Raw genomic sequence first — 22528 nt, forward strand, 5'->3', positions numbered from 1 at the left:
GCCTCAGCCTCAGCCTCAGCCTCAGCCTCAGCCTCAGCCTCAGCCTCAGCCTCAGCCTCAGCCTCAGCCTCAGCCTCAGCCTCAGCCTCAGCCTCAGTTCGGTCGGTCTGCGGCGCAGCAGAGGTGCCCTCGGCCGCGTGCGTTGCTTCCGTTTCCGCCGTTTCGGTTTCCGCCGCGACCTGGGCCGCGATTTCGGGCATGCGGCCAAAGACGAGGTCATAGGCGGTGTTTTCGGGCGGCTCTGCGCTTACGCCCTCTGTTTGGGGCGGCATCGTCTGATCGGGTGCCGCGTCGGGCTCCGGCGCTTGCGTCGCAAGCGTTTCCGTCTCGGGTTCTTCCCTCTCGGGCTCTTTCGGCGCAAGCGCCGGGCGTTCCTCCTCTGCCGCCGCATCCGGTGCGGGGGCTGCTGGCGCATCCGCCGTGTCCGCCGCCGTGTTTGCCGCCGCGTCGAGCGCGATTTCAGGCGTGTCGGTCTCTTCCGCGCCTTCGTCCAACTCTTGCGCCAGCGTCGCATCCACCAGCGCTTCGGCCACCGCCTCGGAAACGATTTCGGAAATCACGGCTTCAAAGCCCAAAGGCGGCTTGCGGTCCTTGCGCGGGGCGGGCGCGGGCGGTGGCTCTGTCGCGCTTAGCGCGGCATCCAGCGCCTTTTCCCCGGCGCGGGCGGCGGCGTCATCGGCGCGCGGTTCCACAGGTAGCCGCAACCCGGCATCCAGCACGGGCAGGGCGGGCGGCGGGGTGTCGGGGTCGTCTTGCGCGGCGCGCGCGGCGGCGCGGATCGCCTCGGCCTCGGCGCGCAAGCGTTGCAATTCGGCGCGCACGGCTGCGGCTTCGCTGCGCGCCATCTCCAGCGCGGCCTGTGCCGCCGCCAAGGCCTCTGCCTCTTCGGGGCTGATCTCGGCGGGGTCCGGATCGCCCTCTGCCTCGGTGGGCGGTGTCACGCCCTCAGGCTCGGGCGCGGACAGATCACCAAAATCTCTGCTGACCTCGGGCAGAACGTCGTCCGGCGCTGCCTGTGCACGGTCTTCGGTCTCAGGCGCAAGCTCGGCCTCGGGCTGCGGGTCTGGCGGGGTGGTCGGTGGCGGGGCAAAGGCCGCGTCGGTCTCGATGTCCGTCTCGGGCAGCGTATTGGGGCCAAATTCGGGCGCATCGTCGGGCGCGGCGAGGGCTGCCTCGTCCAGCGGCGCTTCGGTGTCGTCCGTTTCGGGCGCGCTGTCAAAGACGGTATCGGCCTCGGCGTCGACCGCCCCGTCGGCCTCTGGTGCGGGCGTCGAAAAGTCTTCGGGCGCGACCGGCGCGGGGTCTTCGGCAGGCGAGGGCGCGTCCCCGGAATGCGCAGCGGTCTCTGCGCCCTCTGCATCAAGGACAGGCTCTGCCTCGGCAGCACTTTCGGCCGTCTGCCCGCCCTCAGCCTCGGCCACCATATCGACCGCCGCATCGGCGGCAGGATCGGGCGCCAGATCGCCGGGGATGCCCGCCTGCGGTGCTGTGCTGGCATCTTCGCGGGTCTCTGACAGGGGCTCAGAGGCGGGCTCTGGGGCAGGCGCCTGCGCGCTTGCTGCGATGCGTTCTTGTGCGGTTTGGCTCTCCCTTTCGGGGGCGCTTTCGGTGGCGGCCAGCCAGTCGTTGCCCCGGGCGGCGACCTTTTTCACGCCTTGCTTGCGCACGGCGGCCTGCGCCTCTTTGATCGACAGCCCATCGCCTTGCAGCATCTGTTTGATGCCCGCAATCAGTGCCACGTCATTGGGCCGGTAATAGCGCCGCCCGCCAGCGCGTTTCACCGGCTTGATCTGCGCGAATTTGGTCTCCCAAAACCGCAGCACATGGGTGGGTGTGTCCAGAAGCTCAGAGACTTCGGTAATCGTGCGGAAGGCCTCGGCAGATTTTGTCATCGGCCGCGTTCATCCCTTTCTGGGGCGTCCCTGTCGGGGCTCGTTGGTGTTCTGCCCCGACCGGGCGATACTCTTTACTGCGCGTTGCCTTCGGCCACGCGGTCCTTCATCAGATGCGAGGGCCGGAAGGACAGCACCCGCCGGGGGCTGATCGGCACCTCTTCGCCGGTTTTGGGGTTGCGCCCCATCCGCGAGGCCTTGTCGCGCACCGAGAAGGTGCCGAAAGACGAAATCTTCACCGTCTCGCCGCGCACCAGCGCGTCGGACATATGTTGCAACACGCTTTCAACAAGCTGTGCAGATTCGTTGCGGCTCAGCCCAACCTCGCGAAACACCGCTTCGCTCAGATCCATACGCGTGAGAGTCTTTTCCGACATATCAGTCCCCCCGGAGTGATTTTGATCACGATGGGCGCAACATATTCCCGAGTCAATATCAATGACTTGCGAGCCGGTGTTGAGACGGTGTTTTTCTACGATTCTAACCTTTTGCACCTGCGGGCGGGTGATTCTTTCCCGCCGGGGCGGCGCGTTTGCTTACCAGCGCAGCGCCACTGCGCCCCAGGCCAGACCGCCGCCGATGGCCTCGGTCACGATCAGATCGCCGGTTTTCACTTGCCCACGGTCCCGCCCGACCGACAACGCCAGCGGGATCGAGGCCGCCGAGGTGTTGCCGTGATCTTGCACCGTCACCACCACACGTTCCATCGGCACGCCCATGCGTTCCGCTGTGGCCGAGATGATGCGCAGGTTTGCCTGATGCGGCACGATCCAATCGACATCGTCGCCCGTCATATCAAGCTTGGCAAGCGCCTTATGCGCGGTGTCCGAAAGCTTCTGCACCGCATGTTTGAAGACCGCATTGCCCTGCATCCGCAACTGCCCGGCCTGCCCATTGGTGGACACGCCACCATCGACATAAAGCAGCTCGCGGTAGCGCCCGTCCGAATGCAGATCGGTGGAAAGAATGCCCCGGTCATTGGCGGTGCCGGTGCCGGTGGCGGCCTCCAGCACCAGCGCGCCTGCGCCATCGCCAAACAGCACGCAAGTGCCCCGGTCTTCCCAATCCATGATCCGCGAAAAAGTCTCGGCGCCAATCACCAGAACGCGCTGCGCCTGGCCCGACAGGATCAGCCCATTGGCATTGGCCAGCGCGAAAATGAAGCCCGCGCAGACCGCCTGCACATCATAGGCAAAGGCATTGGCGCAGCCGAGCCCGGCCTGCACCATGGTCGCGACCGAAGGGAAGGTGAAATCCGGGGTGGAGGTGGCCACGACAATCGCATCCACCTCTCCGGGTTTCATTTCCGCATCGATCAGCGCGGTGCGCGCGGCATGGATCGCCAGTTGCGAGGTGGTTTCGCCCTCGGCGGCGAAATGGCGCCGCTCGATCCCGGTGCGGGTGCGAATCCAAGCATCCGTGGTTTCCAGCGTCGCTTCGAATTCGGCATTCTCGACCACGCGCTCAGGCAAATAGTGGCCAACACCCCGGACCACGGATCTTATCGTCATTTTGTTGTCTCGTCCCCTGCCGCATGCGTGGCGGCATCCTGCCCGGTTGCTGCCGCAAGGGCAACCCGCGCCGCAAGCCGGTCGACAAAGCCCAAGCCCGCCAGCCGTGCGGCCAGTTCGATGGCCGCCGCCGCGCCGGTGGCATCGGCGCCGCCGTGCGATTTGACCACTGTGCCGTTCAGCCCAAGGAATACGCCGCCATTGGCGCGGCGCGGATCGATCTTGGCTTTAAGCTTGTTCAGCGCGCGCATCGCGAAAAGCGCACCGATTTTCGCCATCACGCCCGAGGTAAAGGCCTCGCGCATCAATTCGCCTGCGAATTTCGCTGTGCCTTCGCCGGTTTTCAGCGCGATATTGCCGGTGAACCCATCGGTCACGATCACATCGACGCGGGTGCCGGGCAGGTCATTGCCCTCAACGAAGCCCACAAAAGTGAAATCGCCGTTGTGCTGCGCCTCCGAGATCATTTCATGGGCGGCCTTCAATTCGGCATTGCCCTTGTGTTCCTCGGTCCCGACATTGAGCAACCCGACACGCGGGCGCGTTAGCCCCAGCGCATTGCGCGCATAAGAGGCGCCCATCAGCGCATAGGTCAGCAGATCGGCCGCATCGGCCCGCACATCCGCCCCCATGTCAAGCATGACATTATAGCCAGACGGGTTCTTGGACGGCCAGAAAGAGGCAATCGCAGGCCGGTCGACGCCGGGCATCTTGCGCAGCCGCAACATCGACACCGCCATTAAGGCGCCGGTATTGCCGCAAGACACGGCGACATGGGCTTCTTTATTGCGGACCGCTTCGATCGCGGACCACATCGACGTGCCTTTGCCCGAGCGCATCACCGCCGAGGGCTTGTCGTGCATCGTCACCACATCCTCGGCATGGCGCAGCGTGACACGCTCGGTCAGCTTGCGGGCCGCGACAAGCGGCACAAGCTCGCTTTCGCGCCCATGCACGAGGAAATGAAGGCTCGGGTTGCCGCGGGCGGCGAGGGCAACACCATCAAGCACCGCAGCAGGCCCACGATCGCCGCCCATCGCATCGACGGAGATCACGATTTGCGCGTCTGACATGGTGTCAGACGAAAAGGCGCCGGAAAGTTCCGGCGCCGTGGTCACGCTGGCGCGACCCTTGGGCTTTATGCTTGACGTCTTGTCACCCTGCGCATTGGCCGCGGTCTGCTCCTGTTCGGGCAATTTGGCCATGGCGCGGGACCGGCTTACGCCGCGTCGTCGTCCAGATCGACCTCGGTGGCCTGCGCCACCACTTCGCGGTCGTCGTAATGGCCGCAAGCGCCACAAACGTGGTGCGGGCGCTTCAGCTCGCCACAGTTCGGGCAAGCCGCCGGGTTGGCGGCGGTAAGGGCATCATGCGCACGGCGCATGTTGCGGCGGGAGCGCGTGACTCGGTTCTGCGGGACAGCCATGTGTCTAACCTCGGTTTTGCGGGGCGTAGTGCCCTGTTTTTCCTCGGGTTTCGTCACGGTAGGCAATGCCGGACCGGGTGCGAACCCTCAACTCGAATGAGGCCGGGAACATACTGCGTTTCTGCCCCGTTGCAAGCCCTTTTTACAGCCTTTTTCCGGGCTGTGCCAAGGCGCCGCAAAAAGCGCCTCAGCCTTGGTCGTCGCCGCCGGTGTTTTCATCGCTTTTGCCGCCCATCAGCGCGCGCAAATTGGCGAAGGGGCGGGTGTCTTCGTCGCGGATCGGTTCGGCGCCGGGGGGCGTGGCCTGCATCGCGACGTCTTCGGCGCCCGCAGCATGCGGATAAAGCGGCAGCGCCAGTTCCAGCGCTTCAAGCAGCACCGCCCCCAGATCGATCCGGTCGGGTAGCGGCTCGGAATCGGTATCCTCGGGCATTTCCACCTCTTCGCCGGTGGGCGTTTCCATATCGGCGATGTAAACGCGCCGGATATCCTCGGCGATTTCGGTCGTGACCGGCGCCAAGCTTACCACGCAGGGCTGCACCACCGTCGCGGTGAGCCGCGCCTCCAAAAGCCAGTCGTTGCGCCCCTGCGGCATCAGCGCGCCCTTGAGCCGCAGCGCGGTAACCGCCGTAATATCGGCCCATTCGGCAATCGCGGTCAGCTCCGCAGCCTTGGGGGCGATATCGAACCGGGTCGGTTTGCGCCCGGCCAGATCGGCGGGGCGCAGCGGATGGGCAAAGGGCAGGGGGGCGGTGTCGGTCATCTCGGGCTCCGGTCTTGCGGCGGTCTTGCGGTGGGCGGGCGGGTTTGTGGGCCAGCCTGCGCGTCAGAGCGCTTGAGGGCTGGCACATCCTGTTGTAAGCGGGATAGAAGGCCCGGAAAGATGAGGCAAGGGGGATAGGGTGAGCAGCAAGACCGCGGCGCAGCGTTTGGCGCAAAAGATCGCCCTATCCGCCGTTTTGGCGGCGATGCTGGTCACGGCAGGCTGTTCTGCGATCTATCGCAATCACGGCTATGTGCCGAACGACGAAGATCTGGCGCAGGTCGAGGTCGGCAAAAGCACCCAGCAAGATGTGGCCTATGCGATTGGCCGTCCCTCCACGCGCGGGCTGTTGCAAGGGGCGGGTTGGTTCTATGTCGGATCGCGCTGGAAACATTACGGCGCCCGCGCCCCCGAAGAGATTGAACGCGAAGTTGTCGCCGTCAGCTTTGACGAGGCGGGCGTGGTCTCCAATGTCGAGCGGTATGGGCTCGAAGATGGCGAAGTCGTCGTTTTGTCGCGCCGCGTGACCAAGACGAACATCAAGGGCATCAGCGTGGTACGCGAGCTTCTGGGCTCGATCGGGCGGGTTTCTGCGGGCACTTTGACCGGCGATTAAGCGCTGCGCCCAACGAGGCGCTGCGTCGCAGCACGCCCGAGGGCGACTGTCTTTTCGCTGTCAAGGCTTTGGCGTAAATTGCGCCCGACAAGGCCAAGGGGGACCCGATGTTCTCACTATCCAAGGGCCGCTATGCGGCACGATTCGCGCTTACCACCGAAGATGTGGCGGCCGCACAGGCGCTGCGCTGGCGGGCTTTTCTGGCCAATCGGGGCCGGGCCGAGGGCGCGCAGACACAAGCCCGCGATGCCGACCCCTTTGATGAGACCTGCCGCCATGTGCTGGTCGAGGAAACCGGCACCGGGCGTCTGGTATGCTGTTTCCGGCTGATGCCGTTGCAAAGTGGTGCAGAGCTGGAGCGCAGCTATTCGGCGCAGTTTTACGACCTGAGCCCGCTTGCGGAATATCCCGGCAAGATGGTCGAGATGGGGCGGTTCTGTATCGACCCGGAGTGCCGTGACCCCGATATTTTGCGCCTTGCCTGGGGGGCGGTGACGCGGTTCGTCGATGCCGAAGGAATCGAGATGCTGTTTGGCTGTTCCTCTTTCCTGAGCACCGATTTTGACAGCTATACCGATGCATTCGCGCTTTTGGCCGAGCGGCATCTGGCGCCCCGGCGCTGGCGGGTGCGGGTCAAGGCGCCCAAGGTGATCCGCTATGCGCGCCAGCTTTTGGGCCGCAAGGGCGATCCGAAACAGGCGATGCTGAAGATGCCGCCGCTTTTGCGCACCTATCTGGGGATGGGCGGCTGGGTCAGCGACCATGCGGTGGTCGATGACGACCTTGGCACGTTGCATGTGTTCACCGGGTTGGAGATTGGCGCGATCCCCCCCGCCCGCGCCCGCGCGCTGAGGCTGGTGGCCGGCTGACATCCGTCAAGCGGGGCGCCGGGGGCAGTGCCCCGTTGACCTTTGCGCGCGGCCCGGCTAGCGGAGGCATATGGCACGCGCACCTCTGTTACAGCTTTCTTCGATCTCGCTCACCTTTGGCGGCAATCCCGTTTTCGACGGGTTGGATCTTACGGTGCAAGACGGCGACCGGGTCGCGCTTGTGGGCCGTAATGGCTCGGGCAAATCCACCCTGATGAAGGTGATGGCCGGGTTGATCGAGGCCGATCACGGCACCCGCGTTGTGCCCACGGGCACGCGCGTGGGCTATATGGAACAGGAGCCCGATCTGAGCGCCTTTGAGACCTTGGGTGATTTCGCCGCCTCTGGCCTGCTCGAGGGCGAGCGTTACAAGGTCGAGATGGTGGCCGAGGGGTTGAAATTCCGCCCCGACGCCCCGGTTTCCACCGCTTCGGGGGGCGAACGGCGGCGCGCGGCTTTGGCGAAATTGTTGGCCGAGGCGCCGGAACTGATGCTGCTCGACGAGCCCACCAACCACCTTGATATTCAGGCGATTGGCTGGCTTGAGGACTATCTGCGCGATACCCGCACCGCCTATGTGCTGATTTCGCACGACCGCGCCTTTTTGCGCCATTTGACCCGCGCCGTTTTGTGGATCGACCGGGGCGAGGTGCGCCGGATGGAAAAGGGCTTTGAGCATTTCGAAGATTGGCGCGAAGAAACTTGGGCCGCTGAAGATGACGCCCGCCACAAGCTAGACCGCAAGATCAAGGCCGAGGCCCGTTGGGCGGTCGAGGGCATCTCGGCGCGGCGCAAGCGCAACATGGGCCGGGTGCGCGCGCTGCAAGCGCTCCGCGCCGAACGGGCAAGCCAAATCCGCCGCCAAGGCACCGCCGCGATGGAGCTGGAAAGCGGCCAGCAATCGGGCAAGCGGGTGATTGAGGCGAAGGGCCTTGCCAAAAGCTTTGCCGACAAGCCGATTGTGAAAAACTTCGACCTGCGGGTTTTGCGCGGCGATCGGGTGGCGTTTGTGGGCCCCAATGGCGTGGGCAAAACCACGCTTTTGAAAATGCTGACGGGCGAGTTGGACCCCGATGCGGGCACGGTGAAACACGGCACCAATCTGGAAATGGCGGTCTTTGATCAGACCCGCTCTGCGCTTGATTTTGAGATGACGCTGTGGGACGGGCTGGTGAATGACCCGGAGATGCGCGTCTCGGGCCGCTCTGATCAAGTGATGGTGCGTGGCACGCCCAAGCACGTGGTAGGCTATCTTAAGGACTTTCTCTTTGATGAGGCGCAGGCGCGCGCGCCGATTGGCTCGCTGTCAGGCGGCGAACGCGCGCGGCTGTTGCTGGCCCGGATCATGGCGAAACCCTCGAACCTTTTGGTGCTCGACGAGCCGACGAACGATCTGGACGTGGAAACGCTGGATCTTTTGCAAGACATCTTGGGCGAATATGATGGCACGGTGCTGTTGGTCAGCCACGACCGCGATTTCATCGACCGGGTCGCCTCCACCACCATCGTGATGGAAGGCGATGGCCGCGCCACGGTTTATGCGGGCGGCTGGTCCGATTATCAGGCGCAACAGGCGCTGACCGCCCCCGCGCCCGAAGCCGCAAAACCCGCGCCGAAAAAGGCCGAGCCGGTGAAAGAGACGCCGAAGGACACGCCGAAAAAAGCGGGCCTGACCTTCACCGAAAAGCACCGGCTGGAAGAACTGCCCGGCGTGATGGAAAAGCTTGAGCGCGAAATCGCCAAACTGCACGAGCTTTTGTCCGATGCCGATCTGTTCACCCGCGAGCCGGTGAAATTCGCCAAAGCGTCAGAGATGCTGGTGGAACGCGAAGCGGCGCTGAGCGCGGCCGAAGAAGAATGGCTTACGCTAGAGGAAAAGGCCGGGTCTTAACACGTTGCGGGCCTCTGCACCGGCCTTGCGCCATGTTAGCCTGACGCATCGGAGGTTGCCATGAAACGCTTGATTTGCCTTGTTCTTCCGGTGGCGGCACTGGCCGCCTGCACCGAGACCACGTCGCCCGAAGACACGCCTGTTGGGCTGGCCAATCCCGCCTCTGCCTATTGTGTGGAACAGGGCGGCACCGTGGTGGCGGGCGTCAATCCGGGCGATGATGCGGTTTGCGCGCTGCCCGATGGGCGCAAGGTCGGTGAATGGGAATATTACAACGAACATCACCGCCCCGAGGCGCTCGACCTTGGCGAAGCGGCCCCGGTCTGACAGTGGCCTAGCGCCGATGCCACCCGTGCTTTCCGAGGGGTGGGCGTTAGGCCCCGACAGGTCACGCCCGAAACTTCTTGACACAGCGGCCCCACACATAGATAAGGCGCGGACTTGGCGCAGAGACCTCTCTGGGCCGGGCACTTTATGCAACAACGCCCCTAGGGGCGCGCTGTCCGAGGCGGGGCAACCCGGCAACACCCATCTGGGGGCCACAGGGCGCGGCTGACACAAGGAAGAACGCATGTTCGCGGTCCTCAAAACGGGCGGCAAGCAATACAAGGTTCAAGCGGGCGACGTGCTCCGCGTGGAACTGATTGCCGCCGCGGCTGGTGAAAAAGTCCAGTTCAACGAGATTCTGATGGTCGGTGGCGAAACGCTCACCGTCGGTGCCCCCACCGTGGAAGGCGCTGCCGTCGTGGCCGAAGTGATCGATACGATCAAAGCGGACAAGGTCATCACCTACCACAAACGTCGCCGGAAGCACTCTTCGCAGCGCACCCGTGGCCACCGTCAGCAACTGACGCTGCTGCGCGTGACCGAAGTGCTGGCCTCGGGCGCCGATAAATCGGGCGTCAAAGAAGCCGTCGGCACCGCCTCGGTGCGTCGCGCGCTGCATGGCGCTGCGGCTCCCGAAGCTGCCCCCGCGAAACCGAAGCGCGCTTCGAAAAAAGCCGCTGAAGCTCAGGAGTAATTCCCCATGGCACACAAGAAAGCAGGCGGTTCTTCGCGTAACGGCCGCGACTCTGCGGGTCGTCGCCTCGGCGTGAAACTCTACGGCGGTCAAACGGCTGTTCCGGGCAACATCATCGTGCGTCAGCGCGGCACCAAAGTTTGGGCCGGCGAAGGCGTGATGATGGGCAAGGACCACACCCTGTTCGCCGTTGTCGATGGCAAGATTTCCTATCGCAAGGGCCTCAAGGGCCGCACTTTTGTTTCGGTTCTCCCGGTCGCGGAGGCCGCAGAGTAAGCCGAACGAACCCGATGAAAAAAAATGGGGGGATCGGCGCAAAGGCCGGTCCCCCTTTCCATTTGCCAAGCGCTTGGGGGAGAGCGGGGCAAGCGGTCGCAGTTGAAAACGGTCCACGGGCTGCACAGCTTGTCATGGAACCGTTTTGTTTCTTGATTAGGGCCAGAACGGCCAGCGTTTGAGGAGAACGCGATGTTTCAAACGACCATATCCGCGCAGCCGGTGATCGAAGCCGAGCGGTTTATCTTGCGCCCCTTGCGGCGTTCGGATGCCGGGCTGATTTCGATGTATACCGCCGACAAACGCATTGCCGAGGGCACGCGCGCGATCCCGCATCCCTTGCCGCCCGGCGCGGCCGAAAATTTCATCGCCCGGTCGCTGGCCGAGGGGCGCAGCGAAGATGTTTGGGTGCTGGATGGCTCGGATCATGGTCTGGCCGAGGTTCTGGGCGTGATCTCGCTGACCCGGCTTGAGGACAATCAATCCGAGGTCGGCTTCTGGGTCGGGCCCGGGTTTTGGAACACCGGTTTCGCCTCCGAGGCGGTGGCGGCGCTGATCGCGGCCAATCCGCATCGCGCGCGCACGCTGATGGCCGAAGTGTTCCAAGACAATCCCGGCTCGGCACGGGTCCTGACCCACAACGAATTCGCCTATCTGGGCGATGCCGAAAGCTGGTCGGTGGCGCGCAATGCCCGCGTGCCCACCTGGACCTATGTGAAAAAGCTCGACTAATCTTTTCGGGAGGGGTCACCCCTCCCCAGACCCGCGGTTGCGGGATCTGTGCATCTTTGCCCAGATATCGAAGGGCTTTGGGCGGCTTGTCCCCAATGCGCCGCTTGCGAAATGCGCGTCACGGGCGTAAACGGGCGCCTTGCGAAAGGGGCCATGGCGATGAAATTTCTCGACCTTGCGAAAGTCTATATCCGTTCGGGCGGCGGCGGCGCGGGCTGCGTCAGCTTCCGGCGGGAGAAATACATCGAATTCGGTGGCCCCGATGGCGGCGATGGCGGCAAGGGCGGCTCGGTCTATGCCGAGGCGGTCGAAGGGCTCAACACGCTGATCGATTTCCGCTACCAGCAGCATTTCTTTGCCCAGACCGGTCAGCATGGCATGGGCAGCCAGCGCACCGGCAAGGATGGCGAGGATATCGTTTTGAAAGTGCCGGTGGGCACCGAGATCCTCGATGAAGACGAAGAGACCGTGATCGCCGATCTGGTCGAGGTGGGCGAGCGCGTGCTTTTGGCCAAGGGCGGCAATGGCGGCTGGGGGAACTTGCGGTTCAAATCCTCCACCAACCGCGCGCCGGGCCATGCCAATCCGGGGCAAGAGGGGGTGGAGCGCACGCTGTGGCTGCGGCTCAAACTCATTGCCGATGCCGGGCTTCTGGGTCTGCCCAATGCGGGCAAATCCACCTTCCTTTCGGCAGTGTCGAATGCGCGGCCCAAGATTGCCGATTACCCGTTCACCACCTTGGTGCCGAACCTTGGCGTGGTGGGGGTCGATGGGCGCGAATTTGTGGTGGCCGATATTCCGGGGCTGATCGAGGGGGCCTCCGAAGGGCGCGGTCTGGGCGATCAGTTTTTGGGCCATGTGGAGCGGTGTTCGGTGCTGTTGCATCTGGTCGATGGCACGTCGAGCACCATCACCAAGGATTACCGCACCATCATCCACGAGCTGGAAGCCTATTCCGAGGCGTTGTTCGAAAAGCCGCGCGTGACCGTGCTCAACAAGGCCGATGCGCTGGATAGCAAGACCTTATCAAGCCGCAAGCGCGCGCTGGAAAAGGCCTCGGGCGGGCCGGTGATCACCATGTCGGGTGTGTCGAAAAAGGGCGTGAACGAGGTGCTGCGCGCGCTTTGGGCGCAAATCTCCGAAGACCGCCGCGATGAAGAAGAGGTGCAACCGTGGCAACCGTGATGCCGCGCGTCGAGGCGGCGCAGCGGTTGGTGCTGAAGATCGGCTCGGCGCTTTTGGTCGATGCGGCGGGTCTGCGCTCGGATTGGCTGGCGGGGCTGGCCGAAGATGTGGCCGCCGCGCGGGCGCGCGGAACGGATGTGGTCTTGGTCTCCTCGGGCTCGATCGCACTGGGGCGGCGGGTGCTGGGTCTGCCCGCCGGGGCGCTGGCGCTTGAACAATCGCAAGCCGCGGCCGCGGTGGGGCAAATCCAGCTTGCCCGCGCCTATCAAGAGGTGCTGGCCCCGCATGGCGTGACCACCGGGCAGGTTCTGGTGACGCTCGAAGATACCGACAACCGCCGCCGCTATCTGAATTCGCGTGCGACGATGGAAACGCTTTTGTCGCTGGGCGTGGTGCCGATCGTCAATGAAAACGACACCGTGGCGACCGATGAAATTCGCTTTGGCGACAACGACCGGCTGGCTGCGCAAATCGCGGTGACGGTGGGGGCGGATCAGTTGATCCTTTTGTCCGATGTCGACGGGCTTTACACCGCCAATCCGAAAGAAGACCCAAGCGCCACCCGTTTTGATCTGGTCGAAAAGATCACGCCCGAGATCGAGGCGATGGCGGGCGATCCGATTTCGGGCCTGTCGAAAGGCGGGATGAAGACCAAGCTTTTGGCCGCGAAAACCGCTGTGGCGGGGGGCTGCGCCATGGCGATCACCGAAGGTTCGGTGCTGCGTCCGTTGCAGGCGCTTTCCGCAGGGGCGAACTGCACCTGGTTCTTTCCCGAGGGCGATCCGCAGGCCGCGCGCAAACGCTGGATCGCGGCGATGAAACCGCGCGGCGAGGTGATGGTAGATGCGGGCGCCGTGGGCGCGCTGCGCGCGGGCAAATCGCTTTTGCCGGCGGGCGTGGTCAAGGTGCAGGGCCGTTTTGGCCGGGGCGAGCCGGTCACGATTGCGGGCCCCGATGGCGCGGTTCTGGGCAAGGGGCTGGTGCGCTACACAGCCGAAGAAGCGCGCAAGATCGCGCGGCATCGCTCGGGCGAGATTGAAAGCATTCTGGGCTATCCGGGCCGCGCGGTGCTGTTGCACCGCGATGATATGGTGCTGGGCTGACTTGAGGCGGGGCAGGGGGCGCTGCCCCCCGTCCTTTCAGGACGCCCCCCGGGATATTTACGCAAAGTCGACGCACCTTTCGGCGCTAAACACAGGGGCCCGTTTCGGGGGCCGCCCTTCCTGCCTTCGACTTTGTCAAAATATCCCGGGGGGTGAATTGCCGTAGGCAAGAGGGGGGGCAGCGCCCCCCGCGCCGGTTGGGGCCGGTTATTGCTGCGCGATCCGGTCAAGGACGCGCGCCCAAGACCGGATGCCCTTGTGGAAGCTTTCCAGATCATATTTCTCGTTCGGGGAATGGATCTGATCATCGTCGCGGCCAAAGCCGATCAGCATCGCATCCATGCCCAAAAACTCCTTGAAATAGCCCGCCACCGGGATCGAGCCCCCGCAACCGACAAAGGCGGCGGGGCGGTCCCATTCTTCGCTTAGCGCGGCGCGCGCGGCGTCAAAGGCGGGATCGGTGATCTCCATCACCGAGGCGGGGCTGCCCTCGGGCTCTTTCCAGATCAATGCGCAATCGGGCGGCAATTGCGCCTCAATCCACGCTTTGAACGCGGGCAGAATTTTTGCGGGGTCTTGGCCCGAGACCAGCCGGAAGCTGACCTTGGCGCTGGCCTGTGCGGGCAGCACGGTCTTGAAGCCCGCGCCCGTATAGCCGCCCCAGATGCCGTTGATCTCGGCGGTCGGGCGCGACCAGATTTGCTCAAGGGGCGTGCGGTCCGCTTCGCCCGCCGGGGTCGATAGCCCGACGCCCCCAAGAAAGGCCGCATGGTCAAAGCCAAGCCCTTGCCATTGCGCGGCCACCGTTTCGGGCAATTCGGCCACATCATCGTAAAAGCCCGGCACCTGCACCCGGCCATTTTCATCATGCAAGCCGCCAAGGATGCGTGTCAGCACCCGGATCGGGTTCATGGCGACGCCGCCGAACATGCCCGAATGCAGGTCTTTGGTCGCGCCTTGGATGGTGAATTCCACCTTCGCCAGCCCGCGCAGCATAGTGACGATGGCCGGGGTCTGATCGGCAAACAGCCCGGTGTCGCAAATCAGCGCCAAATCGGCCGACAGCTCATCCTTGTTTTCGCGCAGGAACGGGATCAGCGAGGGCGAGCCGGATTCCTCTTCGCCCTCAAAGAAAATCGTCAGATTGCCCGGCAACACCCCATGCACATCTTTCCACGCCCGGCAGGCCTCCAGAAAGGTCATCAACTGGCCCTTGTCATCGGCAGCGCCGCGCGCGCGGATCACCGGGCCGTTGGGGCCGTTTTCTTGCACCGGGTCGAACGGGTCGCGGTCCCACAACTCCAGCGGGTCAACCGGCTGCACATCGTAATGGCCGTAAAACAGGATATGGCGGCCTTCACCGGCATGGCGCCCCACCACCATCGGATGTCCGGGCGTGGGGCGGGTGCTGGCGGAAAAGCCAAGCGCCTTGAGTTCTTGCACCAGCCAAGCGGCCGCTTGCGCACAATCGCCATCATAGGCGGGATCGGTGGAAATCGAGGGGATGCGCAACAACTCCATCAGCCGGTCACAGGACTCGGGCAGGGCGTCATCGATACGGGAAAGAACGGCGTCAAGCGTCATGGGTAGTCTCCTTCATGGTGAACCGTATCAACCGTTTTCCAGAAGGGCCAGAGCGCGCGAAAAACAGACTTTGCATAAAAAACGGGCCAGTTGGCATAATTATGCACTTAGATGCGACAATTTAATTCTCCCTTTTTTTGCCAAGCCGGTTTAACACTATCGATGCCGGATCAGGGCCGATGAGCCGACACCCGGCAACACACAACCAAGTGCATAGAAGCCAGGGGTGATGGAAATGGACTACAATCTCGCGCTCGACAAAGCGATTCAACGGCTGCATGACGAAGGCCGCTACCGGACCTTCATTGATATCGAACGCGAGAAAGGCGCTTTCCCGAAAGCGCAATGGAATCGCCCCGATGGCGCCAAGCAAGACATCACCGTGTGGTGCGGCAATGACTATCTGGGCATGGGCCAACACCCGGTTGTTCTGGCCGCGATGCACGAAGCGCTGGAGGCCGTGGGCGCGGGCTCGGGCGGCACGCGCAACATTTCGGGCACCACCGCCTATCATAAGGCGCTGGAAGCCGAGATCGCCGATCTGCACCAAAAAGAAGCCGCGCTGGTGTTCTCGTCGGCCTATATCGCCAATGACGCCACGCTTTCGACGCTGCGCGTTCTGTTCCCCGGCCTGATCATCTATTCCGACAGCCTGAACCACGCCTCGATGATCGAAGGCATCAAGCGCAACCAAGGCCCGAAACGGATCTTCCGCCACAATGACGTGGCGCATCTGCGCGAATTGATCGAAGCCGATGACCCGGCCGCGCCGAAGCTGATCGCCTTCGAATCGATCTATTCGATGGATGGCGACTTTGGCCCGATCAAAGAAATCTGCGATCTGGCCGATGAATTCAACGCGCTGACCTATATCGACGAAGTGCATGCCGTGGGCATGTATGGCCCGCGCGGCGCCGGTGTGGCCGAGCGTGATGGCTTGATGGACCGGATCGATATCTTCAACGGCACGCTGGCCAAAGCCTATGGCGTGTTCGGCGGCTATATCGCCACCTCGGCGAAAATGGTCGATGCCGTGCGCTCCTACGCGCCGGGCTTCATCTTCTCGACTTCGCTGCCGCCGGCGATTGCCGCGGGCGCGCGCGCCTCGATCGCGTTCTTGAAAACCGCCGAGGGGCAGAAGCTGCGCGACATGCAGCAACTGCACGCCAAGGAATTGAAAATGCGCCTGAAAGCGCTTGGCATGCCGATCATCGATCATGGCAGCCACATCGTTCCGGTGGTCATCGGCGACCCCGTCCACACCAAGGCGGTGTCGGATATGCTGCTGAGCGATTACGGCGTCTATGTGCAGCCGATCAACTTCCCGACCGTGCCGCGCGGTACTGAGCGTCTGCGCTTCACGCCCTCGCCGGTGCATGATCTGGGGCAGATCGACGGGCTCGTGCAGGCGATGGATGCGCTTTGGGCGCGCTGTGCGCTGAATCGTGCCGAAGCGGTCGCCTGATCACTTCTACGGGTGCAAGCCCGCTCTGGTTGTGGTAGGTCTTTCTCAAGGAATTCGCGCTAACAGGCTCGAATCGGGATAACACCTTCTGGGGCGGGACAGGCACATGATCAAGTGGAAGGGCAAACCTTCGACGCAAGAAGTTGAAGCTGGGCCCAAGGGCTTTGACGACTTCGAATTGCGCCTTGGGGATGTTCTGCGCGGCGAACGCGCCACCCTTGCCAGATCCCTTCTTGATGTGCAGCGCGAGCTGCGCATCAAGGCTATTCACATCGCGGCGATTGAAAACTGCGATGTTTCGGCCTTTGAATCGCCGTCTTTCATTGCGGGTTTCGTGCGCTCTTACGCGCGCTATCTGGGCATTGATCCAGATTGGGCTTTTGAGCGGTTCTGCCTTGAGGCGGGCTTTGAGCCGACGCATGGCTTGGCCGCGGCCGCCTCGGGCCCGAAACCGCAGCGCCGCCCCGCCGATTTGAGCGAGTCGCTCGCCAATCCGAACGCCTCCTTCATTCCCAAGCAAGCGCCGTTCTGGACCAAGATCGACCCGCGTGCCGTAGGGTCATTGGCGGTGGTTCTGTTGGTTGCGGGCGGGATCGGCTATGGCGGCTGGTCCGTTTTGCAAGAGGTGCAGCGGGTGCAACTGGCCCCGGTCGATCAGGCCCCCGGCGTTGTTGCGGAAATCGATCCGTTGCAGTCGGTCGCCCCGGTGCAGACCGCGCGCGCCGATACGCTGCCGCAAGCGCCCACGACCGAAAGCTTTGACCGTCTGTATCGTCCCTCGGCCCTGGACACGCCGGTGCTGATCGCGCGGGACGGTCCGATTGCCGCGATTGACCCGCGCGAGGCGGGGCTGCTGGCCGCCGATACGCCCGCCACATCGCCCGCCGCGCCGGTGCTGATGGCACAAACGCGCCATGATGCTTTGCCCGTAACGGGCACCGATCCGGCCACGCCGATGGTGCGCACGCTGGGCGAAGAGGCGTCGGAAGTCGTTGTTTTGGCGGTGCGCCCGTCTTGGGTGCGGATCACCGCCTCGGATGGCTCTGTCATCTATGAAAAGGTGATGGATGCGGGCGAGCAATTCGCCGTGCCGAAACTGGAAGAACCGCCGAAGCTGCGCACGGGGGAATCGGGCGCGCTTTACTTTGCGGTCAACGGCGTGGCGCATGGCCCGGTGGGCGCCAAAGGCGCGGTGACGAAGAATATCGTCCTGTCGCCCGACGTGCTTGGCGAAAGCTATGCCGTGGCCGATCTGGCCGCCGATCGCGACCTTGCCAACCTTGTTGCCGTGGCCGATGCTTCGGGCACTTTGGGCGACTGATCGGCCGCGCGCCAAGCTGCCATCACAGCCCTGTCATTTTCGCGCCGCATAAGCTGGAAGCGACAACCCGTCCGTTGCCCTTGCGCAGCGGCTGACCTATGTGTTGGTCAACGAACCGGAGGCCTCTCATGTCGCACAATCCCATCCGTCCGTGGCGTAACATCGCGCGCCGCCCCTCGCGTCAGATTTGGGTGGGCAAGGTCCCCGTGGGCGGCGATGCGCCGATCGCGGTGCAGACGATGACCAACACCGACACGTCCGATGTGAAGGCGACGCTGGATCAAGTGCTGCGCGCCGCCGATGTCGGCGCCGATATCGTGCGCGTTTCGACCCCTGATGAGGCGGCGACCAAAGCCTTGAAGGAAATCTGCCGCGAAAGCCCGGTGCCGATCATCGCGGATATCCATTTCCACTACAAACGCGCGATCGAGGCGGCAGAGGCGGGCGCGGCCTGCCTGCGCATCAACCCCGGCAATATTGGCGATGCCTCGCGCGTGCGCGAAGTGATTAAGGCCGCCAAAGACCATGGCTGCTCGATGCGCATCGGCGTGAATGCAGGCTCGCTCGAAAAGCACCTGCTCGACAAATATGCCGAGCCCTGCCCCGAGGCGATGCTGGAAAGCGGTCTCGACCATATCAAGATCCTCGAAGACAACGATTTTCACGAGTTCAAAATCTCGGTCAAAGCCTCGGATGTGTTCTTGGCTGCCGCCGCTTACCGCGCGTTGGCAGAGGCCACCGACAAGCCTTTGCACCTTGGCATCACCGAAGCTGGCGGGCTGATGGCAGGCACGGTAAAATCCGCCGTGGGCTTGGGCAACCTTTTGTGGTCCGGCATCGGCGACACGATCCGCGTCAGCCTGTCGGCCGATCCGGTGGAAGAGGTGAAAGTTGGCTATGAGATCCTTAAATCTCTGGGCCTGCGCACGCGCGGCGTGCAGATCATTTCTTGCCCCTCCTGCGCGCGCCAAGGCTTTGACGTGATCAAAACCGTGGAAACGCTGGAAAAACGGCTTGAGCACATCAAAACCTCGATGAGCCTGTCGATCATTGGCTGCGTGGTGAACGGGCCGGGCGAGGCGCTGATGACCGATATCGGCTTCACCGGCGGCGGCGCGGGCTCGGGCATGATTTACATGGCGGGCAAGCAAAGCCACAAGATGACGAACGATCAGATGGTCGATGAAATCGTGCGTCTGGTCGAGGCCCGCGCGGCAGAACTGGAATCTGCCGAGCAAGCCGCCGAATAAGGGCAGGGGGCGCGGCCCCCTCTTGGCCTGCGGCCAATTCACCCGCGGGATATTTGCACAAAGTCGAAGGCACAGGGTCGAAGGCACAGGGGGCGGGACATGTCTGCGAATTGCGACACCGCCCCTGCCGCGCTGGCCCCGCGTGTCGCGGTAATCGCCACAGTGGTGCGGGGCGATCACGTGCTGCTTGTGCGCCGCGCGAACCCGCCCGATGCGGGCAAATGGGGGTTTCCTGGCGGGAAAGTCGATCTGGGTGAACCGCTGGACCATGCCGCCTTGCGCGAGCTACGCGAGGAAACCGGCATCGAAGCGCGTGCGGACCGGGTGTTTGCCGCGCTGGATGCCTTTGATTACGATGACAGCGGCGTATTGCGTTACCATTATGTTTTGGTCGCTGTGCTTTGTTCTTGGGTCACGGGCACGCCGGTCGCGGGCGATGACGCGCTGGAGGCGCGATGGGTGGCTCTGTCGGCGCTTGAAAGCGGTGTGCTGCCGCTCAGCCGCGATGTCTTGACGGTGGCGCAACAGGGCGCGGCGCTCGCCGCACAAAGGCTCGGCTGACGCAGCGCGCTTACGCAAAGAGGCGATGTCATTGGGAAAGCGCGGGCGACACCGCAAAACGCCATTTTCGGGCAATTTCCTCAGCTCGGGCAGAGGCGTCAAATTGGATAAAAATATTCGTTCTATCACGGGCTTGCCCCAAAGCATTCCGCATGTCCAAGCACGAAGTGTTAACGCAAACGATCCTAGGGTGCACCGACTAACCTAAGAAAGCCCCCCCTCATGCGGTTCATCTCGTCTTTGAAAATTGGTGCGCGTATCTATTCCATTGTTTTCGCCTCGATACTGGCCAGCGCGGCGATCGCTGGCACGATGTATGAGCTTTCCGTGAACAACGTCTATGCGATGCGCGAAAAGAACCTTGCCGATGTGGTCGATCTGGCGGCAAGCCAATTGGCCGCGCTGGATAGTCGCGTCGAAGCGGGGGAGCTGACGCTTGCGGCGGCCAAGACCGAGGGGATCGCCTTGCTCAGCGCGATGCGCTACGAAAACGGCAATTATCTGTTCGCCTTTGACCATGATGCGGTGGTCGTGGCCCATGGCACCAAGCCCAGCCGGATCGGTGAAAACCAGATGGGGCTGCAAGACCCCAATGGTGTCTTCTTTTATCGCGACATGGTCGATGTGGCGCAGTCCAAGGGCGGCGGCATCGTGATGTATAGCACCGCGCGGGCGGGCACCAATGGCGGGCCGGATACGTTGATCCCGAAAATGAGCTTTGTGCGGGACTTCCCGCAATGGGGCTGGGTGATCGCCACGGGCAGTTATATCGAGGATCTGCAAGCTGTGATTGCCACCTTGCGCAACACGGCCTTGGGCGTGTTCGGGGTCGGGATTGTGCTTTTGTCGCTGTTGAGCTGGGCCATCGCACGCAGTGTGACCAAGCCGATCAAGGGGTTGAACGCGCGTATGCGCGCCATGTCGGAAGGCGATATTGCCGCGCCGATCCCCTATACCGCCAAAGCGGATGAAATCGGGGAAATGGCGCAATCGGTGGACAGCTTCCGCGTTGGTTTGCAGCGCAATGCGGAACTGGAGGAAAGCGCCGCGCAGGCCCGTGCGGAACAAGAAGAGGCACGGGCGCAGGCCGAGGCGGCACGCCAAACCCAGCTTGCCCAGGAAGCGGCGGCAGAAAAAGCCGCCCATGAGCGCGAAGCCGCAGACGCCGCCGAGCGGGAGCGTTTGCGCGCGCAGGCCGAGGCGGAGCGGGCCGAGAATGCCGCCCAGCAACAAGCGGTGGTCGAGGCTTTGGGCCGCGCGCTTAAACAGCTTTCGCAAGGCGATCTGACCAGCACCATCCCCACGCCCTTCACCGGCGCTTACGAGGTGATCCGCACCGATTTCAATGCCGCGATCACCAGCCTGCGCGAGGCGCTGGCCACGGTGATTTCCAATGCCACGTCGATCCGCAGCGAAACCAGCCAGATCAGCGCGGCTTCGGATGAATTGGCGCAGCGCACCGAGCGGCAGGCCGCCACGCTGGAAGAAACCGCCGCCGCGATGAACCAACTGGTGGCGTCGGTGCAGGCGGCGTCCAAAAATGCCGGCGAAGCGAATGCCATGTCTAAGGAAGCCCATGTCAACGCCAGCAAAGGCAGTGAAATTGCCACTTTCGCCGTTGATGCGATGGAGGCGATCCGCATCTCGTCGGGCGAGATTTCAAAGATTTCTTCGGTGATCGAAGAGATCGCATTCCAGACCAATTTGCTGGCGCTGAATGCGGGCGTGGAAGCGGCGCGCGCGGGTGAAACCGGGCGTGGCTTTGCCGTGGTCGCCACCGAGGTGCGCGCGCTTGCGCAAAGGTCGTCGGAAGCGGCGGGCGAGATCAATACTTTGATCGAAACCGCGGGCCAGCATGTCGCGACCGGGGTGAAATACGTCAAGGAAACCGGCGGCGCGCTGACCTCGATCCTTGGTTCGATCGAAGAGATTTCGGGCCGGGTCGGCGAAATTGCGACCTCGGCCTCCGAACAGGCCAGCACCTTGGTCGAGATCAATTCGGCGGTCACCGATCTGGATCAGGTGACCCAGCACAATGCGGCGATGTTCCAAGATACGAGTGCCGCCACGAATGCGCTGCGCCAAGAGGTCGATGGCCTGTCCGAGGCGGTCGCGGTTTTCGCGCTGTCGTCCAACACGCCCGCGCCGATGGCGCAGCCCGCGGCCGCGTAACGCGGGGTCTGAAGCGGTTCAAAACTGAAAAAGGGCGCCCGGCGGGGCACCCTTTGACTATCTTGGTGCACCCAATGCGGGCCGCGCGCCCCGGCCTTACCCGCGTTCTTGGGCGATGATTTGCTGCATCGCCTCGGTCGGCGCGTAGCCGCGCAGCAATTGGCCACCCACGACAAAGGCCGGGGTGCCGGCAATGCCCATCCGCTCAGCCAGTTGCGCATTGGTGCGCAGCACGGCGGTAACCTCTTCGGTGTTCAACCGATCCATCACCGGTTCCGGGTCGATGTCGTGCGTCTCGGCCAACCGCGACAAGCTTTCGAGGGTCATATCCCCGCGAAATGCCATCAGGTCATTGTGCACGGCTTCATAAGCTTCATCGCCCGCGACCTGTTTCACCGCCACGGCAAAGCGCGCCGCCAGCACCGATTGATCCGACAGGATCGGGAATTCCTTGACCACAAAGCGGATGTTGCTGTCGGCTTTAAGCACCTCATCCACAACCTCATAGGCCTTTTTGCAATAGCTGCACTTATAGTCGATGAATTCGACCATGGTGATATCGCCGTCGGGGTTGCCGCCCACCCAATCGCCCGCGTAATCGAAAATATCCTGTGCATTGGTCTGCACCAGCATCTTGTCATTCTGGGCCGCTTGCGCCTGCTGGCGTTCTTCCAGCTTGTTGATCGCTTCCACCAGAACTTCGGGGTTTTCCATCAGGTAATCGCGCACCGCCGCGCCGAAATCCTGTTTCTCAGCGGCGCTCATCGATCCAAGATCAAGCGCCTGTGCGGGGGCCGCAAGGGCGGTGGTCAGCGCAAGGGCGGCAAGCGGAAAACGGGTCATGCGATCATCCTGAAAAGTGCCCAAGGGGCGGGCGGGTCCGGGGCACC

At 63.4% G+C, this 22528-nt stretch carries 22 protein-coding genes; 14 read left to right on the top strand and 8 right to left on the bottom strand.

Features of this window, described 5'->3' with window-relative positions; translation table 11 throughout:
* The 6 genes from CKO11_RS11345 to CKO11_RS11370 form a co-directional block, all read right to left on the bottom strand.
* The coding region (locus CKO11_RS11345) for a MerR family transcriptional regulator (protein ID WP_223638528.1) at window positions 1-1892 on the bottom strand (1892 nt) is incomplete at its 3' end.
* 74 nt (window positions 1893-1966) lie between these two features.
* A complete protein-coding gene (gene ihfA, locus CKO11_RS11350; RefSeq protein WP_223638530.1) occupies window positions 1967-2269 on the bottom strand; it encodes an integration host factor subunit alpha in 303 nt (100 codons plus the stop codon).
* Between the two features lie 159 nt (window positions 2270-2428).
* On the bottom strand, window positions 2429-3403 hold the full coding sequence (locus CKO11_RS11355; RefSeq protein WP_223638554.1) for a beta-ketoacyl-ACP synthase III: 975 nt from the start codon (window positions 3401-3403) through the stop codon (window positions 2429-2431).
* On the bottom strand, window positions 3400-4476 hold the full coding sequence (gene plsX / locus CKO11_RS11360) for a phosphate acyltransferase PlsX (protein WP_223638613.1): 1077 nt from the start codon (window positions 4474-4476) through the stop codon (window positions 3400-3402). Before plsX ends, CKO11_RS11355 begins: the two co-directional genes overlap by 4 nt.
* 146 nt (window positions 4477-4622) lie before the next feature.
* The gene (gene rpmF, locus CKO11_RS11365; RefSeq protein WP_223638557.1) at window positions 4623-4829 is read right to left on the bottom strand and encodes a 50S ribosomal protein L32; all 207 of its coding nucleotides are present in this window, start codon (window positions 4827-4829) and stop codon (window positions 4623-4625) included.
* Window positions 4830-5016: 187 nt separating this feature from the next.
* Window positions 5017-5592: a YceD family protein gene (locus CKO11_RS11370; RefSeq protein ID WP_223638560.1), complete on the bottom strand. Its 576-nt coding sequence runs from the start codon at window positions 5590-5592 to the stop codon at window positions 5017-5019.
* Window positions 5593-5731: 139 nt separating this feature from the next.
* On the opposite strand from CKO11_RS11370, the gene CKO11_RS11375 reads away from it, so the two are divergent.
* The 9 genes from CKO11_RS11375 (at window position 5732) to proB (ending at window position 13285) form a co-directional block, all read left to right on the top strand.
* Entirely contained in the window at window positions 5732-6208 is a 477-nt protein-coding gene (locus CKO11_RS11375; RefSeq protein ID WP_411742015.1) for an outer membrane protein assembly factor BamE, read from the top strand.
* Window positions 6209-6315: 107 nt separating this feature from the next.
* Window positions 6316-7077 (top strand): GNAT family N-acetyltransferase, encoded by a 762-nt coding sequence (locus tag CKO11_RS11380; protein ID WP_223638563.1) that lies wholly within the window; start codon window positions 6316-6318, stop codon window positions 7075-7077.
* Between the two features lie 70 nt (window positions 7078-7147).
* Window positions 7148-8968, top strand: coding sequence for an ABC-F family ATP-binding cassette domain-containing protein (locus tag CKO11_RS11385; RefSeq protein ID WP_223638567.1), 1821 nt, complete (start codon window positions 7148-7150; stop codon window positions 8966-8968).
* 60 nt (window positions 8969-9028) lie between these two features.
* Window positions 9029-9295 carry a DUF333 domain-containing protein gene (locus CKO11_RS11390; RefSeq protein ID WP_223638571.1) on the top strand — a complete coding sequence of 89 codons (267 nt, stop codon included), beginning with the start codon at window positions 9029-9031 and terminating at the stop codon, window positions 9293-9295.
* A gap of 244 nt (window positions 9296-9539) precedes the next feature.
* Window positions 9540-9989, top strand: a complete 450-nt coding sequence (gene rplU, locus CKO11_RS11395) for a 50S ribosomal protein L21 (protein WP_076483410.1) — start codon at window positions 9540-9542, stop codon at window positions 9987-9989.
* 6 nt (window positions 9990-9995) lie between these two features.
* Window positions 9996-10265 (top strand): 50S ribosomal protein L27, encoded by a 270-nt coding sequence (gene rpmA / locus CKO11_RS11400; protein ID WP_223638573.1) that lies wholly within the window; start codon window positions 9996-9998, stop codon window positions 10263-10265.
* A gap of 192 nt (window positions 10266-10457) precedes the next feature.
* A complete protein-coding gene (locus tag CKO11_RS11405; protein WP_223638577.1) occupies window positions 10458-10997 on the top strand; it encodes a GNAT family N-acetyltransferase in 540 nt (179 codons plus the stop codon).
* A 159-nt stretch (window positions 10998-11156) separates the two neighbouring features.
* Window positions 11157-12182, top strand: coding sequence for a GTPase ObgE (gene obgE / locus CKO11_RS11410; RefSeq protein ID WP_223638580.1), 1026 nt, complete (start codon window positions 11157-11159; stop codon window positions 12180-12182).
* Window positions 12182-13285, top strand: coding sequence for a glutamate 5-kinase (gene proB, locus CKO11_RS11415; RefSeq protein WP_263298462.1), 1104 nt, complete (start codon window positions 12182-12184; stop codon window positions 13283-13285). The genes obgE and proB overlap by 1 nt, the downstream gene beginning before the upstream one ends.
* Before the next feature lie 207 nt (window positions 13286-13492).
* Here proB and CKO11_RS11420 read toward each other — a convergent pair whose 3' ends face one another.
* Entirely contained in the window at window positions 13493-14869 is a 1377-nt protein-coding gene (locus CKO11_RS11420; RefSeq protein WP_223638586.1) for a M20/M25/M40 family metallo-hydrolase, read from the bottom strand.
* 235 nt (window positions 14870-15104) lie between these two features.
* On the opposite strand from CKO11_RS11420, the gene hemA reads away from it, so the two are divergent.
* The 5 genes from hemA to CKO11_RS11445 all read left to right on the top strand — a co-directional run bounded on the left by hemA (window position 15105) and on the right by CKO11_RS11445 (window position 21638).
* Window positions 15105-16334, top strand: a complete 1230-nt coding sequence (gene hemA / locus CKO11_RS11425) for a 5-aminolevulinate synthase (protein ID WP_223638588.1) — start codon at window positions 15105-15107, stop codon at window positions 16332-16334.
* Window positions 16335-16440: 106 nt separating this feature from the next.
* Window positions 16441-17655, top strand: a complete 1215-nt coding sequence (locus tag CKO11_RS11430; RefSeq protein WP_223638591.1) for a helix-turn-helix domain-containing protein — start codon at window positions 16441-16443, stop codon at window positions 17653-17655.
* A gap of 128 nt (window positions 17656-17783) precedes the next feature.
* A complete protein-coding gene (ispG, locus tag CKO11_RS11435) occupies window positions 17784-18905 on the top strand; it encodes a flavodoxin-dependent (E)-4-hydroxy-3-methylbut-2-enyl-diphosphate synthase (protein ID WP_223638594.1) in 1122 nt (373 codons plus the stop codon).
* Window positions 18906-19004: 99 nt separating this feature from the next.
* Window positions 19005-19466: an NUDIX hydrolase gene (locus CKO11_RS11440; protein ID WP_223638597.1), complete on the top strand. Its 462-nt coding sequence runs from the start codon at window positions 19005-19007 to the stop codon at window positions 19464-19466.
* Window positions 19467-19688: 222 nt separating this feature from the next.
* Entirely contained in the window at window positions 19689-21638 is a 1950-nt protein-coding gene (locus tag CKO11_RS11445) for a methyl-accepting chemotaxis protein (protein ID WP_223638600.1), read from the top strand.
* 96 nt (window positions 21639-21734) lie between these two features.
* Here the strand turns inward: CKO11_RS11445 and CKO11_RS11450 are convergent, their stop codons facing one another.
* Entirely contained in the window at window positions 21735-22481 is a 747-nt protein-coding gene (locus CKO11_RS11450) for a DsbA family protein (RefSeq protein ID WP_223638603.1), read from the bottom strand.
* Between the last annotated feature and the right edge of the window lie 47 nt (window positions 22482-22528).

The sequence above is a fragment of the Rhodobacter sp. TJ_12 genome (assembly GCF_020023995.1).
Lineage (GTDB): Bacteria > Pseudomonadota > Alphaproteobacteria > Rhodobacterales > Rhodobacteraceae > Rhodobacter.